15 protein-coding genes and 1 pseudogene are annotated in these 15,046 nt (G+C 64.2%); 3 read left to right on the top strand and 13 right to left on the bottom strand.

Features of this window, described 5'->3' with window-relative positions:
* Positions 1-2 precede the first annotated feature (2 nt).
* From recO to rpoE, 9 genes and pseudogenes are all read right to left on the bottom strand, one after another.
* Positions 3-686 (bottom strand): DNA repair protein RecO, encoded by a 684-nt coding sequence (recO, locus tag QE393_RS02060; protein ID WP_310041847.1) that lies wholly within the window; start codon positions 684-686, stop codon positions 3-5.
* 2 nt (positions 687-688) lie between these two features.
* On the bottom strand, positions 689-1,594 hold the full coding sequence (era, locus tag QE393_RS02055; protein ID WP_133862947.1) for a GTPase Era: 906 nt from the start codon (positions 1,592-1,594) through the stop codon (positions 689-691).
* Positions 1,587-2,276 (bottom strand): ribonuclease III, encoded by a 690-nt coding sequence (gene rnc, locus QE393_RS02050; RefSeq protein ID WP_133862948.1) that lies wholly within the window; start codon positions 2,274-2,276, stop codon positions 1,587-1,589. Before rnc ends, era begins: the two co-directional genes overlap by 8 nt.
* Positions 2,273-2,668 carry a DUF4845 domain-containing protein gene (locus tag QE393_RS02045; protein WP_133862949.1) on the bottom strand — a complete coding sequence of 132 codons (396 nt, stop codon included), beginning with the start codon at positions 2,666-2,668 and terminating at the stop codon, positions 2,273-2,275. Before QE393_RS02045 ends, rnc begins: the two co-directional genes overlap by 4 nt.
* The gene (gene lepB / locus QE393_RS02040; protein WP_133862950.1) at positions 2,665-3,519 is read right to left on the bottom strand and encodes a signal peptidase I; all 855 of its coding nucleotides are present in this window, start codon (positions 3,517-3,519) and stop codon (positions 2,665-2,667) included. The genes QE393_RS02045 and lepB overlap by 4 nt, the downstream gene beginning before the upstream one ends.
* Before the next feature lie 5 nt (positions 3,520-3,524).
* The gene (gene lepA / locus QE393_RS02035; protein WP_187978494.1) at positions 3,525-5,324 is read right to left on the bottom strand and encodes a translation elongation factor 4; all 1,800 of its coding nucleotides are present in this window, start codon (positions 5,322-5,324) and stop codon (positions 3,525-3,527) included.
* Positions 5,325-5,471: 147 nt separating this feature from the next.
* Positions 5,472-6,901, bottom strand: a pseudogene (locus QE393_RS02030) (DegQ family serine endoprotease).
* A 221-nt stretch (positions 6,902-7,122) separates the two neighbouring features.
* On the bottom strand, positions 7,123-7,653 hold the full coding sequence (locus QE393_RS02025) for a sigma-E factor negative regulatory protein (protein ID WP_310041843.1): 531 nt from the start codon (positions 7,651-7,653) through the stop codon (positions 7,123-7,125).
* Between the two features lie 33 nt (positions 7,654-7,686).
* Entirely contained in the window at positions 7,687-8,268 is a 582-nt protein-coding gene (gene rpoE / locus QE393_RS02020) for an RNA polymerase sigma factor RpoE (protein ID WP_026083736.1), read from the bottom strand.
* A gap of 331 nt (positions 8,269-8,599) precedes the next feature.
* Here rpoE and nadB point away from each other — a divergent pair, with 331 nt between their 5' ends.
* Complete coding sequence (nadB, locus tag QE393_RS02015; RefSeq protein WP_310041841.1) at positions 8,600-10,222, top strand: L-aspartate oxidase; 1,623 nt, start codon at positions 8,600-8,602, stop codon at positions 10,220-10,222.
* On the opposite strand, the gene QE393_RS02010 is transcribed toward nadB, so the two are convergent.
* Positions 10,179-10,631 (bottom strand): protein YgfX, encoded by a 453-nt coding sequence (locus QE393_RS02010; protein ID WP_310041839.1) that lies wholly within the window; start codon positions 10,629-10,631, stop codon positions 10,179-10,181. The two genes, nadB and QE393_RS02010, sit on opposite strands and share 44 nt — an antisense overlap.
* Complete coding sequence (locus tag QE393_RS02005; RefSeq protein WP_183633393.1) at positions 10,615-10,872, bottom strand: succinate dehydrogenase assembly factor 2; 258 nt, start codon at positions 10,870-10,872, stop codon at positions 10,615-10,617. Before QE393_RS02005 ends, QE393_RS02010 begins: the two co-directional genes overlap by 17 nt.
* A 122-nt stretch (positions 10,873-10,994) precedes the next feature.
* Here QE393_RS02005 and QE393_RS02000 point away from each other — a divergent pair, with 122 nt between their 5' ends.
* Entirely contained in the window at positions 10,995-11,912 is a 918-nt protein-coding gene (locus QE393_RS02000; RefSeq protein ID WP_310041837.1) for a folate-binding protein YgfZ, read from the top strand.
* Between the two features lie 40 nt (positions 11,913-11,952).
* Positions 11,953-12,783: an HDOD domain-containing protein gene (locus QE393_RS01995; protein ID WP_310041835.1), complete on the top strand. Its 831-nt coding sequence runs from the start codon at positions 11,953-11,955 to the stop codon at positions 12,781-12,783.
* 2 nt (positions 12,784-12,785) lie between these two features.
* Here QE393_RS01995 and QE393_RS01990 read toward each other — a convergent pair whose 3' ends face one another.
* The gene (locus QE393_RS01990; protein ID WP_310041832.1) at positions 12,786-14,189 is read right to left on the bottom strand and encodes a sensor histidine kinase; all 1,404 of its coding nucleotides are present in this window, start codon (positions 14,187-14,189) and stop codon (positions 12,786-12,788) included.
* The gene (locus QE393_RS01985; RefSeq protein WP_007161984.1) at positions 14,182-14,853 is read right to left on the bottom strand and encodes a response regulator; all 672 of its coding nucleotides are present in this window, start codon (positions 14,851-14,853) and stop codon (positions 14,182-14,184) included. Before QE393_RS01985 ends, QE393_RS01990 begins: the two co-directional genes overlap by 8 nt.
* Positions 14,854-15,046 lie beyond the last annotated feature (193 nt).

Raw genomic sequence — 15,046 nt, 5'->3', positions numbered from 1 at the left:
GCTTATTCACTTGGCTTGGCGAACAATTCGCGACTCATCAGGGGTTTGCTGCCCAGGTGCGGCGCCAGGGCCTGGCGCATCAGGCGCTTGGCAGCGCGGACTACCGTGGGATCGTCCCATTCGCCGCGATCCAGTGCCAGGATTTCCGCGCCAGCCAGACAGCCCGGGCGAACCTCGTCAACGGGCTCGAAGCCCTGATCCGGAATGAAGCGATAGAGACGCTGGGCCTCGATGGCCCGACCATCCAGGGCCTGGGCCAGCGAAAAACCGTAGCCCAGCAGATCAAGCAGATGCCATTCGAAGGTACGCAACAGGGGTTCGACCGGACGACCCTGGACCAGGGCGGTCAGGGTCAGACCATAGAGTTCGAAGAGGGCGGGATAGGGATCTTCGGCGGGTAGCAGCCGGACCAGCAGCTCGTTGAGATAGAAGCCACTGAAAAGGGCCTGCCCCTGGAGCAGAAAGGGCGGCGCCAGGGCCGCCACCTTCTGCAGATTCTTCAGCTCCCCTCGCCCGCTGAGCTGAGCCTCGAGCGGAATGAAGGGTCTGGCCAGACTTCCGGAGCGGGAGCGGGCCGCGCGCAATACGGTACGGACCCGGCCAAAGGCGCCGAACACATCCACCAGCGCACTGCTTTCCCGGTAAGGACGCGAATGCAGGACGAACAGCGGCTCGGACGCCTGCATCGCTAGAGGTCGGAATAACCCAGAGAGCGCAGGGCACGCTCGTCATCGGACCAGCCGCCTTTGACCTTGACCCAGAGATTGAGCATGACCTTGGCGTCGAACAGGGTTTCCATGTCGTGGCGGGCTTCCTGGCCGATCCGCTTGATGCGCTCGCCGGCCTGGCCGATGAGGATCTTCTTCTGGCCATCACGCTCGACCAGAATCAGGCCATGGATGTGCAGCACGCCGTTGTCGTACTTGAATTCCTCGATCTCGACCGCGACCTGATAGGGCAATTCCGCTCCCAGCTGACGCATGATCTTTTCCCGGATCAGTTCGGCCGCAAGGAAGCGGCTGGATCTGTCGGTGATCTGGTCCTCGGGGAAGAAGTGGTCGCCTTCCGGCAGGCGCTCGGCAACCAGCTCCTCGAGGGCGTCGAGATTGTGGCCGTGCTGGGCGGAGATCGGAATGAGCGCGGCTTCCGGCAACTGCTCCTGCAGCCATTGCAGGTGCGGCAGCATGTCGGCCTTGTCTTCCAGACGATCCATCTTGTTGACGGCGAGCAGCACCGGGCACTTCACGAAGCGCACCCGCTCCAGCACCATCTGGTCTTCGTCGGTCCAGCGGGTGCGGTCGACCACGAACACCACGACGTCCACATCGCGCAGGGCGGTGACGGCCGTCTTGTTCATGAAGCGGTTGAGCGCCTTCTGGTTTTCCTTGTGCAGACCGGGGGTATCCACATAGATGGTCTGGACCTCACCCTCGGTCTTGATGCCGAGCATGTTGTGCCGGGTGGTCTGCGGCTTGCGCGAGGTGATAGCCAGTTTCTGCCCGAGGATATGGTTGAGCAGTGTGGACTTGCCGACGTTGGGGCGACCCACGATGGCTACGTAGCCGCAGCGCGATGCCTTCAGCTCATCATTCATGACCATTCTCCACGCCCAGGGCGATCAAGGCCGCCGAGGCCGCTATCTGTTCGGCGATGCGGCGACTGGCGCCCTGCCCCGTCGTCTTTTCATTGAGCATGGCGATCTCGCATTCGACGAAGAAGACCCGGCAATGGGGCTCTCCCTCGATGGCGACCACCTCGTAGCGCGGCAGGTCGCAGGCGCGCGCCTGGAGGAATTCCTGCAGCCGCGTCTTGGGATCCTTGTTGGTATCCACCGGCGTGAGCTCGCGCAGTTGCGGCCCCAGCCAGGCCATGACCCGGTCTTTCGCCGCGTCCATGCCGGCATCCAGATAGATGCCGCCGATCAGGGCTTCCATGGCATCGGCGAGAATGGATTCGCGCCGAAAGCCGCCGCTCTTCAATTCACCGGAGCCCAGGCGCAGGTAGTCACCGAGTTCGAAGCTGCGGGCCAGCAGCGCCAGGGTCTCGCCTTTCACCAGCTTGGCCCGCAAGCGGGACAGCTGGCCTTCGCGGGCCTGGGGGAAGTGGTCGTAGAGGGCTTCGCCGATGATGAAGTTGAGGATGGCGTCGCCGAGAAATTCCAGGCGTTCGTTGTTGCGACCGGCAAAGCTGCGGTGCGTGAGGGCGAGCAGCATCAGGTCCGGGTCCTGGAAGGTATAACCCAGCCGACGCTCGAGGCGATCTAGAGATAAAGTCACGGGAGATTTATACGGAAATCACGATTGAAACGAACGACCAGATCAATGTTGCGGATCAGGTGTTCACGTTTTTCATAGTCGAGGTGGATCTGCAGGTGGTTGCCGTCGGCTTCGACGCGCATGGCCTTTTGCAGATCGAGATCACGGATGTCGTTCACCTGCATACCCTTCCCCACGTAGCTGTAGACGTCGGACACGCTGCGAATCTGGTTATCGGGGTTGTCGCCGATGGATTCGATGACCTTGGTCAGAGCATTGTAGTCCAGGTAATGCGGAACGAGTTTCATGGCCGTGCTGGCCAGGAAGGCGATGACGCAGAGTCCGAGCAGACCACCGAGAAACGACAGCCCCTGCTGACGCGACGGGAGACCGGGCACTCTGCGTTCATTCATCTGATGATACCTACGCGAGACAGGGTGGGCATGCTTTGCAGCTTGGGCTCCGGCCAGCTCAGCCAGACGGCGAAGGCCTTGCCGACGATGTTGCGGTCGGGAACCATGCCCAGCAGGTCACGGGGAATGTTGGGATCGTCCCAGTAGCGACTGTCGTTGGAGTTGTCGCGGTTGTCACCCATCATGAAGTAGTGACCGGCCGGCACCTTCCACTCGTGGTCGGGCTCCATGCGGTAGCGGGTCATCTCTTCGCGGATCAGGTGTTCGGCCTTGCCCAGTTGTTCCTTGAACAGCTTGACGCTGCCCAGCGAGCCCGGCTCGTCGCCCACCAGCTCCTCGCTGACGCGCTGGCCGTTGATGTACAGCTGCTTGTCGCTGGTATAGCGGATGGTATCGCCCGGCACCCCGATCACGCGCTTGATGTAGTTGACGCTGGGATCGCTGGGATAGCGGAACACCATGACGTCGCCACGCTGGGGATCACCGATCGGGATGACCTTGAGATCGATCACCGGCAGGCGAATGCCGTAGGCGAATTTGTTCACCAGGATGAAGTCGCCCACTTCCAGGGTCGGCTTCATGGAGCCCGAAGGAATCTGGAACGGCTCCACCAGGAAAGATCTCAGGATCAGCACGATGGCCAGGACGGGAAAGAAGGACTTCCCGTACTCGACCAGCGCCGGTTCCTTGTTCAACTGCTCCAGGACCACGGGATCAGGCTCGCTGACCTGCTGCCCGTAGGTCTGGATCGCCTTGCGACGACGCGGTGCGAGCACCAGCAGATCGATGAGCGCCAGGGCGCCGCAGACGGCGACCGCGAGAACCAGCAACAGAGGGAAGTTCCAGGACATGGGCTTCAGCTATCCACCTTGAGCACGGCCAGGAAGGCCTCTTGAGGAATCTCTACGCTACCAACCTGCTTCATGCGCTTCTTACCCGCCTTCTGCTTTTCCAGCAGCTTGCGCTTACGGGAGACGTCACCGCCATAGCACTTGGCCAGGACGTTCTTGCGCAGCGCCTTGACGGTGGTACGGGCGACGATCTGACCGCCAATGGCTGCCTGGATCGCCACGTCGAACATCTGCCGCGGGATCAGCTCCTTCATCTTCTCGGTCAGGGCGCGACCCTTGTAGTGCGCCTTGTCGCGATGGACGATCAGAGCCAGGGCGTCGACCTTCTCGCCGTTGATGAGGACGTCGAGCTTGACCAGGCTGGCCGCCTCGAAGCGATCGAAACTGTAATCGAGCGACGCATAGCCGCGGCTCACCGACTTCAGGCGGTCGAAGAAGTCCAGCACTACCTCGTTCATCGGCAGATCGTAGCTGACCTGCACCTGGCTGCTGAGGAACTGCATGTCGCGCTGGACGCCACGCTTTTCGATACACAGGGTGATGACGTTACCCAGGTGCTCCTGGGGTACCAGGATGTTGGCGCGGACGATGGGCTCGCGCATCTCGGCGACGGAGGCCAGGTCCGGCAGTTTCGAGGGGTTGTCGACATAGATGGTGCTGCCATCCTTGAGCACCACCTCGAAGACCACGGTCGGCGCCGTGGTGATGAGGTCGAGATCGTATTCCCGCTCCAGGCGCTCCTGGATGATCTCCATGTGCAGCATGCCGAGGAAGCCGATGCGGAAGCCGAAGCCGAGGGCCTCGGAGCTTTCCGGCTCGTATTGCAGGGCCGCGTCGTTGAGGGTGAGCTTCTGCAGCGCTTCGCGGAAGTCCTCGAAGTCGTCGGAGCTGACCGGGAACAGACCGGCGTAGACCTGCGGCTTGACCCGCTGGAAGCCCGGCAGCATGGCCACGTCAGGGGTGGCGCTGAGGGTCAGGGTGTCACCGACCGGAGCACCGAGGATTTCCTTGATACCGGCGATGATGAAGCCCACTTCACCGGCCTTCAGATCAGGCATCTCGGTGTGCTTGGGCGAGAAGACGCCGACGCTGTCGACCTGGTGCACCTTGCCGGTGGACTTGACCAGGATCTTGTCGCCCTTCTTGACCCGACCGTGCTTGACGCGTACCAGCGAGACGACCCCCAGGTAGTTGTCGAACCAGGAGTCGATGATCAGCGCCTGCAGCGGCGCGTCGATCTCGCCTTCCGGCGGCGGAATGACCTTGACCAGCTGTTCGAGCACCTCCGGCACACCCATGCCGCTCTTGGCACTGCAGGGCACGGCGTCGGTGGCATCGATGCCGATGATGTGCTCGATCTCGGCCTTGACCTTGTCCGGATCGGCCTGGGGCAGATCCATCTTGTTCAGCACCGGCATGACCTCGAGGCCCTGCTCGATGGCGGTGTAGCAGTTGGCGACCGACTGGGCTTCCACCCCCTGCCCCGCGTCCACCACCAGCAGCGCGCCTTCGCAGGCGGCCAGCGAGCGGCTGACTTCATAGGTGAAGTCGACGTGGCCAGGGGTATCGATGAAGTTGAGCTGGTAGGTCTTACCATCTTCGGCCTTGTAGTACAGCGTAACGCTGTGGGCCTTGATGGTGATGCCGCGCTCACGCTCGAGATCCATGGAATCCAGGACCTGGGCCTCCATTTCTCGGTCGCTCAAACCACCACACATCTGGATGAACCGATCCGCAAGCGTCGACTTGCCGTGATCGATGTGGGCGATGATGGAGAAATTGCGGATATGGCTCAGATCACTCACGAATCAGCACTCGAATAGCCAGCGGCGGAACATCCGCCGGGAAAATAGCGGGGGAGTTTACCTGAATGCGGCAAACAAGGGGACTCGCGCCGTTCGAGCGGACAAAAAGAAGGGGCGGTCGCCCGCCCCTGCTCGACTGCCTTGCCGTTACTTGCCCGGCAGCTTGAAGGTGATGAAGCTGGCGCGACCTTCGCGCACTACGCGCATCGAGATGGAGCGACCCGCCGGCAGCGCCGAGGTGATCTTCTCGAAGGCCGGGGCCGATTCGATCGGCTGGTTGTTCAGGTGGGTGATGACATCGCCCGGACGCAGGCCGATGGCCGCGGCAGGACCGTCGCCACTGAGCTTGTTGATGACCACGCCGCCCTGGATATCCAGGGTCTTCTTCTGCTCGGGGGTCAGGTTGGCCACGGCGATGCCCAGGCGATTGCTGGCCCGGTCGGAGCCACGCTCGCCACCGGAAGCGGCCTGGTCATCCTTGGGCATATCGCCCACGGTGACGCTCAGGTTCTTGTCTGCCGCTTGCCCTCGCGGATGATCTCCATGTCGGCCTTGGCCCCCGGCTTGAGGTTGCCGATCAGGTGCGGCAGGTCGGCGGATTCCTCAATCTTCTGGCCATTGACCGAGAGGATGACGTCACCCACCTTGATGCCGCTCTTGGCCGCGGGACCGTCGTCCAGGGTCTGGGCGACCAGGGCACCCGCAGGGCGATCCAGACCGAAGGATTCGGCGAGATCCTTGTCCACTTCCTGGATGACCACGCCGAGCCAGCCACGGCTGACCTTGCCTTCGGTCTTCAGCTGATTGGCCACGTTCATGGCGACGTCGATGGGGATGGCGAAGGACAGCCCCATGAAGCCACCGGAGCGGGTGAAGATCTGCGAGTTGATCCCGACCACTTCACCCTTGAGGTTGAACAGCGGGCCGCCGGAGTTGCCCGGGTTGATGGCTACGTCGGTCTGGATGAAGGGCACGTAGCTTTCATTGGGCAGGCTGCGGCCCTTGGCGCTGACGATACCGGCGGTGACCGAATGATCGAAGCCGAAGGGCGAGCCGATGGCCAGCACCCACTCACCGACCTTGAGCTGGTCGGAGTTGCCCAGCTTGAGGGTAGGCAGGTCCTTGGCGTCGATCTTCAGCAGGGCGACGTCGGTGCGGGGATCTGCGCCGATCAGCTTGGCGGTGTGATCGCTGCGATCGGAAAGGCGTACCAGGATCTCGTCGGCATCGGCGACTACATGGTTGTTGGTCAGAATGTAGCCATCGGGCGAGATGATGAAACCGGAACCCAGCGACTGGGCCTGCTCCTGCTTGCCCCGGGGACTGCGCGGCATCTGCGGAATGCTGCGCTCGAAGAATTCACGGATGCCCGGCGGCAGACCTTCCAGGTCCGGCATGGTCATGGCGCCGGCGCCCCGACCTTCGGGAATTTTCTGACGGGTACTGATGTTGACGACGGCGGGCGACGCCGCCTCGACCAGACCGGTGAAATCCGGCAGATCGGCCCGAGCCATGGCCGTCAGCCCCATCAGCCAGAGCCCCATCAGGGCCGCCGTGTAATGCTTTAGATTGCGCATGCGCATGCAGCTCCACTCTATCCAATGACTTGAACACATCGCTGGCGACCTGCCTTTCCCGGATCGGAGGCACTGTCAGTGACGACTGGCAGCAGAAATACCATGCCCTTGCTGAACGATAGCTTTCGAAGCTTTTTTGCGACCTGGTCGAAAATCTCCAGGGCAAAAAAACGGCGCCTGGAGCTGGACTCCGGGCGCCGTTTCGAGGTGAAGCCAGCGGATCAGCGCTGGGCAGGAGCGTCCTGCTTTTCACCTGCTGCAGGCTGATCAGCCTTGACCTGGGCATTGGCCTTGGTGCTTTCTTCGCTGAAGCTGGCCAGCACGGCCGGGCTACGCGCGGGTTGCGGCACGGTCAGCTGGCTCGGGGCCTGCTGGGCCAGACCCTGGGTGGAGACGTCGGACTGGTTGTACATCCGCACGCCCGCCAGGACGACGAAGGTCACGGACGCGGCGACCGCGACACGACCCAGGCTCGACCAGCGACCCTTGCTCGCCTGAGCGGCAACAGGTGCCGCTGCCGGCGCTGTGGCGACCTCATCACGCTCCAGCGTGGTGGTGACACCCTTGGCGATATCCAGATTCGGCAGCATGGGCTCACCGCGAATCACGGCGCTGACCATGGCGTAGCGCGACCAGGTGGCGCGCAGTTCCGGATCCTTGCTGACCTCGGCGATGACGCGCCGGGTTTCGAATTCGTCCGCTTCGTTATCCATAACAGCGGACAGGGATTCCAGCAGGGCTTCACGACTCATACGTATTACCTCTCTAAAAGCTGTCGCCGCTGTCTATGCATCACGCAGCAGGGGCTGCAATGCTTTGTCTATCGCTTCCCGAGCCCGGAAAATCCGGGACCGGACCGTTCCCACCGGACATTGCATTACATTGGCAATGTCCTCGTAGCTGAGGCCTTCGAACTCACGCAAGGTCAGCGCGGTGCGCAGATCTTCCGGGAGTTGCTGGATGGTCCGATGCACGGTGGCCTCGATCTCATCCCGCAAAAGGGACCGCTCCGGGGACTCGATATCCTTTAGAGCATGGTCGCCTTCATAAAATTCCGCATCTTCGGCACTAACGTCGCTGTCCGGTGGACGACGACCCCGGGCAACCAGATGGTTCTTTGCCGTGTTGATGGCGATGCGATAGAGCCAGGTGTAGAAAGCACTATCGCCACGGAAGTTCCCGAGGGCGCGATAGGCTTTGATAAAAGCCTCCTGAGCGACGTCCTGGGCTTCCTGGGTATCGTGGACGAAACGCACGATCAGACCGAGAATCTTGTGCTGATACTTGAGCACCAGCAGGTCAAAGGCACGCTTGTCGCCGCGCTGTACGCGCTCGACCAGTTGTTGATCCTGCTCCTGAGTGGGCAGGGCTTGCTTGCTATCCTTGGCTTGCAGCTCGGTATCGTCCTTGCTTTCACTATCGACGCGCGCTGCTAGACTGGGCTGTTGCACGAAAGTTCTCCCCTCCACAGCAGTTGATGAGCGAGCACTGAAATGGCTGCTGATCGCTCCTGGGTATTACTGATTTAGCTTTGGCAGATGGCCCATTCTCGTCCAGGCACTCCGGCCGCACGGATGAGCGATTATCTGTACATAGACCCTGCTTTGCGCCCGCGAGTTCCCTGCCCGCTTCCTGCCAACGGCTATGCCGTCAGCCGCCTTGTTCCTATACTCGCCGTCTCGGTGAGAAGGAAACGTCATGGCGCGTCATCTGGAATTCGATGTCCTGGTAATCGGCAGTGGCGCCGCGGGCCTGACGCTCGCGCTCAATCTGCCCGCGACGCTGTCGATCGCGGTGCTGAGCAAGGGCGAGTTGGCGCATGGCTCGACCTACTGGGCGCAGGGGGGTGTCGCCGCCGTGCTGGACGAGGGCGATACCGTCGAGGCGCACGTGCAGGATACCCTAGTCGCGGGCGCCGGGCTGTGTGACGAAGCCGCCGTGCGTTTCACCGTCGAGCACAGCCGCGAGGCCATGCAGTGGCTGATCGACCAGGGCGTGCCCTTCACCCGCGAGCAGGACGCCGCCAAGGGCGGCCTGGGCTTTCACCTGACCCGGGAAGGCGGCCACAGCCACAGACGCATCATTCACGCCGCCGATGCCACCGGCATGGCGATTTTCGACACCCTGCTGCGCACCGCGGAAGGCCGTCCCAATATCCAGCTGCTCAGCCAGCGCGTGGCGGTGGATCTGATCACCACGGAAAAACTCGGCCGGCCGGGCGCTCGCTGCCTGGGCGCCTATGTGCTCGACCGCACCAGCGACCAGGTGGATACCCTGCACGCGCGCTTCACGGTGCTGGCCACCGGCGGGGCCAGCAAGGCCTACCTCTATAGCACCAACCAGGACAGCGCCAGCGGTGACGGCATCGCCATGGCCTGGCGCGCCGGCTGCTCGGTGGCCAATCTGGAATTCAACCAGTTCCATCCCACCTGCCTCTATCACCCCCATGCGCGGAGCTTCCTGATCACCGAGGCCCTGCGTGGCGAGGGTGCCGTATTGCGCCTGCCCGATGGCGAACGCTTCATGCCGCGCTTCGACCCCCGCGCCGACCTGGCTCCGCGCGACGTGGTGGCGCGGGCCATCGACCACGAGATGAAGCGCCTGGGCATCGACTGTGTCTTCCTCGACATCAGCCACAAGCCGGCGGACTTCGTGCAGGAGCACTTTCCCACGGTCTATCGCCGCTGCCTGGAACTGGGCATCGACATCACCCGCGATCCGATACCCGTGGTACCGGCCGCGCACTACACCTGTGGCGGGGTGCGCGTCGATGAGCACGGACGCTCGGATCTCGCCGGCCTCTACGCCATTGGCGAAACCAGCTGTACCGGGCTGCATGGCGCCAATCGCATGGCCAGCAATTCGCTGCTGGAGTGCTTCGTCTACGCGCGCTCGGCGGCGCTGGACATCCAGGCGCAAGAGGCCGAGATCGGCATGCCGCGCGACCTGCCCGATTGGGATGCCAGCCAGGTGACGGACTCGGACGAGGACGTGGTGATCGCGCACAACTGGGACGAATTGCGGCGTTTCATGTGGGACTATGTCGGCATCGTGCGCACCACCAAGCGACTGGTGCGCGCCCGCCATCGCATTCGGCTGCTGATGGACGAGATCGACGAGTTCTACAGCAACTATAGAGTCAGTCGCGACCTGATCGAATTGCGCAACCTGGCGCAGGTGGCGGAGCTGATCATCGAGAGCGCCCTCGCCCGCCAGGAGAGTCGCGGCCTGCACTTCACCCTGGACTATCCGCAACTCGCCAGCACGGCCCGGGACACTATTCTGGTGCCGCGAACCGGCGCGGCGCGAAGCGAAGCCTGACTCTCAGGCGGCGATGAGCGTCCGCGGCGAGGCTGTCGCGGGCGATGCAGAGACTGCGGGTGCGTCTTTCGTCCGGCCCCCGATAGCGCAGCACCACCAGCCGCGGCAGGGCCAGGCTGTCCGGGCGCACCTGGATAGCCTGCCAACCGGTCGCTGGCGACCAGAGCTGCCAACCCTCGGCGCCGTGCCGCAGCCGCCGTGGCACGCCAGGGTAGCGCTGCTGGAGCTGGCGCTGGCGCACGCGCTGCCAGGACCAGAGTACCAGCAGCGTCAGGAGCGGCTTGAGCGTCCAGGGAATGGCCGCCAGCCAAGGGCAGATCCCCGCGGCGAAGGCGGCCAGGGCGTGCAGCCGCAGGAGGCCGGCAGAGGCGCTCCAGTGGCATTCGAAGGGCTCAAGCCGGCTGGACACGGTCCAGAATCATGCGCACGATGAGCTGCAGATCGGTGTCTTCCGGTTCGCCGCGCTGCATGAACCAGTGGAACATGTCCTGGTCCTCGCACTCGAGCAGCTTGCGATAGCGGGCCTGGTCTTCCGCGCCCAGGGAGGAATAGACCTCCTTGACGAAAGGCACCAGCAATACATCCAGTTCCAGCATGCCGCGACGGCTGTGCCAGTACAATCTGTTGAGTTCGGTAGCTTCGGTACTCATGGGGACTCCTGCGACAATCGGCGCAGTATAAGCCCGAAGCGCCCCGCCGCGCAGTGCGCCTGACATTCACCCCGGGCGCGCCTATGATGAGCGGCTTCACTCGACACGGAGCTGCTGCCGCAATGGCCGACTCGCCGTATTTCTGCCGCTTGACCCACGAAGGCGTCCTGGCCATCCGCGGGGTCGATGCGACCAAGTTCCTCCAGGGGCAGGTGACCTGCAACCTCAACTATCTCGCTGACGACCAGGCCGGCCTGGGGGGTCGCTGCACGCCCAAGGGGCGCCTGGTGTCCAGCTTCCGTATCGTCAAGCAGGCCGACGGCTATCTGCTGGCGATGGCCGCGGAGCTGGTCGAGCCCTTGCTGACCGATCTGAAGAAGTATGCGGTCTTCTCCAAGTCGACGCTGAGCGATGAAAGCAGCCAGTGGCAACGCCTGGGGCTCTCTGCCGCCGGTTTCGCCAGCGCCTGTCCCGACGTCGTGCTGGGTGACCAGGCCAATGCCGTGGCGCCGCTCGATGGCGGCTTCGCCCTGCGGCTGGAGGATGGCCGGGTCGAGACCTGGCGCGCGGCGGACGCAGCGGCGCCGGCCTTGCCGGAGGTCGCGCTCGATGAGTGGCTGCTGGCCCAGGTGCGGGCCGGCGTGGGCCAGGTGTTCGGCGCGACCCGCGAGCTGTTCGTCCCGCAGATGATCAATCTGCAGGCGCTGGATGGCGTGAGCTTTCGCAAGGGCTGCTACACCGGCCAGGAGATCGTCGCGCGCATGCAGTACCTGGGCAAGCTCAAGCGGCGCCTCTATCGACTCGCCGGCAGCGACCAGCCCCCCGCCGTGGGTACCGAGCTGTTCTCGCCGGTGCATGGCAGCAGCGTGGGCGAGGTAGTGCTCGCCGCGTCTAGCGCCGAGGGCTGCGAATTCCTCGCGGTGCTGCAGGGCGATGCCGCCGAGGATGGACGCGTCTCGGTGGGCAGCTCGGGCGGGCCAAACTGCCGTTTACTCGATTTGCCCTACTCACTCGATAGCGATCGTGAAATAAAGCGCTGAAGGTTGGGATCGCCTTTTCCGCTCCTCACACAGGTACGTCATGACTCCTCTTGCCGAAAAAGTTGTCCAGGATCTTCTTCACGCGATAGACACCGATCGCGTGGTGCTGCCCACCCTTCCCGAGGTGGCGCTGAAGGTCAGAGAAGCGGCCGAAGACCCCAACGTGGGTGTCGCCGAGCTGAGCCGGGTGATCGCCATGGACGCTGCCCTGACGGCGCGCCTGATCAAGGTGGTCAACAGCCCGCTGCTGCGCACCAGCAAGGAGATCACCGACCTGCAGATGGCGGTCGGGCGCCTGGGCATCAACTACACGGCGAATCTGGCCACGGGCCTGGCCATGCAGCAGATGTTCCAGGCCACCAGCGACGCCGTGGATCGCAAGATGCGCGAGGTCTGGAGCCAGGGCACCGAGATCGCCGCCATCAGCCATGCGCTGTGCAAGAAGTACACGCGCCTGATGGCCGACCGCGCCCTGCTCGCCGGCCTGGTGCACCAGATCGGCGTGCTGCCGATCCTCACCTATGCCGAAGAACAGGAAGAGCTGCTGGCCAACGCCATCACCCTCGACCAGGTGACGGCGCGCATCCATCCGGAGATCGGCGAACGCATTCTCAAGGTCTGGGACTTCCCGGCCGACATCGCCTGCGTGCCCCGGGAGTATCTGGAGCTGGAGCGCCAGCCCGCGGCGGCCGACTATGCCGATATCGTGCAGGTCGCGACCCAGCTGCATGCGCAGCGCCAGGGTCAGCAGGAGATCGTGGTGCAGACGCTGCCGGCCGGCATCCGCCTGGGGTTGAATAACCAGCCGGATCCCGCCCAGGATCAGTCCTTCTGGGACGCGGTGGAACAGTCGCGCACCCTGCTCGGCTGAGCCTAGGCTTCCTCGGCGGGAAATTCGACCCGCACCCGTAGCCCGCCGAGCGCGCCGTCCAGCAACTGGATGCGGGCCCGGTGGGCGGCGCAGATCTCACCGACGATGGCCAATCCCAGACCGGCGCCCCCGGATTGCGGATCCAGGCGCTGAAAGCGCTCGAAGACCTTGGCCCGCGCATTGGCCGGAATGCCGGGACCGTCATCCTCGACCTCCAGCACCGCCGGGGCCAGCACCCGCACCACGATGTTGCCACCTGGCTGGCTATGGGCCAGGGCGTTTTCCACCAGATTGCAGAGCAGCTCGTTGAGCAGCGTCGGCTCGCCGATCACCGGCGCCTTGGCGAAGGGCTCGAAGGCCAGGGCGACGCCCTTGGCATGGGCCAGCGGTGCCAGCGCCATGGCCAGCTCCCTGGCCAGTTCGCTGAGCTCCAGGCGTTCGGCGCCACCCTCGGCGATGGCCTGGGCGCCGCTCTCGATGCGTGCCAGCGACAGCAGCTGGTTGGCCAGGCGCGCCAGGCGATCGGTACTCGCGCGGGTCTCCTCCAGGGTGGCGTACCAGGCCTGGGGCTCGCGTTCGCGCAGGCCCAGTTCGACCCGCGCCTTGATCGCCGCCAGCGGGGTGCGCAATTCGTGGGCGGCGTTGGCGATGAAGTCGGCCTGGCGCTCGAACAGGCGACGCAGGCGCAGGGTGAAGCCTTCCAGGGCATGCACCAGCGGCAGCAGTTCCTGGGGCGCCCGGACCTCCGGCAGCGGTCGCAGGTCGTCCACCCCACGCTCTTCCACCGCCTGGCGCAGGCGCTCCAGCGGACGCAGGGCGGCACCCACTGCCATCCACACCAGCAGGATGGCACCTAACCCCATCAGCCCGAGGCGGATCAGGGTGTCGGTGAGCAGACTGCGGGCCACCTCCTCGCGAGCTTCGGCGGTCTCGGCGACGCGGATCTCGGCCATGCCGGTGAGATCCGGCTGGCTGACCGGCTGGGCCAGGCTGACCACCCGTACATCCTTGCCGCGATAGGTGCTGTTGTAGAAGCGCGCCAGGGCCGGATAGTCGCGGGTCAGGGACGTCCCCGGCGGCGGGGGTGGGATCTCTTCGTAACCGGAGATCAGCCGACCCCGGGTATCCAACACCTGGTAGAAGATACGCCCCACGTTGTCGTAGGCGAAATTGTCCAGGGCGATGTAGGGCACATCGGCGCGCAGCGTGCCGTTGGAAGCCGACAGGCCCGCGGCGATGGTACGGGCCGAAGCCAGCAGCGTCCGGTCATAGGCCACGTCGGCCAGGCGCCGGCCATTGAGATAGGCCGCCAGACTGCTGATCGCCAGGATTACCGCCAGCAGGATGACCATGCGCAGCAGCAGGCGGCCACGCAGACTGCCCGCCGCCTTCGCCACCTCAGCCATGCTGCTCTTCCAGCAGATAGCCCAGGCCGCGGAAGGTGACGATGCGTACCGCGCCGGCTTCCAGCTTCTTGCGCAGGCGGTGCACATAGATCTCGATGGCCTCGGGACTGGCTTCCTCGTCCAGGCCGAAGACCTGGGCGGCGAGTTGTTCCTTGCTCATGACCCGGCCGGGACGGGCGATCAGCGCGGCCAGCACGGCGTGCTCGCGGGAGGTGAGCGACAGCGCCTCCTCGCCCAGGGTGAAGCGCGAGGTATTGAGGTCGTAGATCAGCGGACCACAGCGCTGCTGGCGATCCCCGCCCAGCACGCTGCGGCGCAGCAGGGCCTTGACCCGGGCTTCCAGCTCGGTGAGTTCGAAAGGCTTGGCCAGGTAGTCGTCGGCGCCGAGGTTGAGGCCCTGCACCCGGTCCTTGACCTCGCCGCGGGCGGTGAGCATCAGCACCGGCAGGCGATCGCCGCGCTCGCGCAGGCGCGCCAGCACCTCGAAGCCATCCATGCGCGGCAGGCCGACGTCGAGAATGGCCAGGGCATAGCTTTCGCTCTGCAGGGCCAGGTCAGCGGCCACGCCATCGTTGAGCAAATCGACGTTAAGACCGGCATTCTTGAGCGCCTGGGCAACGCTTTCGGCCAGTGGCGGATGATCTTCGACCAATAGGATGCGCACGCTGACAGCTCCTGCCTAAAAGGTCCGAGTTTACCGGATAGTGGCCCCTTGACCCGCTGCTAGCCATGCACATTCGTTGCCTTTCACGACTGAAAGGCTGTTGAAAGCTTGGCGGTCTAGAGTGAAAGGTAGCGGTCCCAGAACCGCATGATGCTTGCCCAAGCGCCACCCCTGGTTGGCCAACAACAATAAC

The organism is Pseudomonas sp. SORGH_AS_0211 (genome assembly GCF_031453455.1).
Classification (GTDB): Bacteria; Pseudomonadota; Gammaproteobacteria; order Pseudomonadales; family Pseudomonadaceae; genus Chryseomonas; species Chryseomonas aestiva.
The sequence above is the reverse complement of the archived record's forward strand: the minus strand, read 5'-3'. Positions and strand labels throughout refer to the sequence as shown.

Bases quoted from the DNA above. Each gene is read 5' to 3' on its own strand.
- QE393_RS02045 (WP_133862949.1), bottom strand. From the start codon at position 2,668: ATGAATGAACGCAGAGTGCCCGGTCTCCCGTCGCGTCAGCAGGGGCTG.
- QE393_RS02005 (WP_183633393.1), bottom strand. From the start codon at position 10,872: ATGAGTACCGAAGCTACCGAACTCAACAGATTGTACTGGCACAGCCGT.
- nadB (WP_310041841.1), top strand. From the start codon at position 8,600: ATGGCGCGTCATCTGGAATTCGATGTCCTGGTAATCGGCAGTGGCGCC.
- QE393_RS01990 (WP_310041832.1), bottom strand. From the start codon at position 14,189: ATGGCTGAGGTGGCGAAGGCGGCGGGCAGTCTGCGTGGCCGCCTGCTG.
- QE393_RS02000 (WP_310041837.1), top strand. From the start codon at position 10,995: ATGGCCGACTCGCCGTATTTCTGCCGCTTGACCCACGAAGGCGTCCTG.
- QE393_RS01995 (WP_310041835.1), top strand. From the start codon at position 11,953: ATGACTCCTCTTGCCGAAAAAGTTGTCCAGGATCTTCTTCACGCGATA.
- era (WP_133862947.1), bottom strand. From the start codon at position 1,594: ATGAATGATGAGCTGAAGGCATCGCGCTGCGGCTACGTAGCCATCGTG.
- QE393_RS02025 (WP_310041843.1), bottom strand. From the start codon at position 7,653: ATGAGTCGTGAAGCCCTGCTGGAATCCCTGTCCGCTGTTATGGATAAC.
- recO (WP_310041847.1), bottom strand. From the start codon at position 686: ATGCAGGCGTCCGAGCCGCTGTTCGTCCTGCATTCGCGTCCTTACCGG.
- lepB (WP_133862950.1), bottom strand. From the start codon at position 3,519: ATGTCCTGGAACTTCCCTCTGTTGCTGGTTCTCGCGGTCGCCGTCTGC.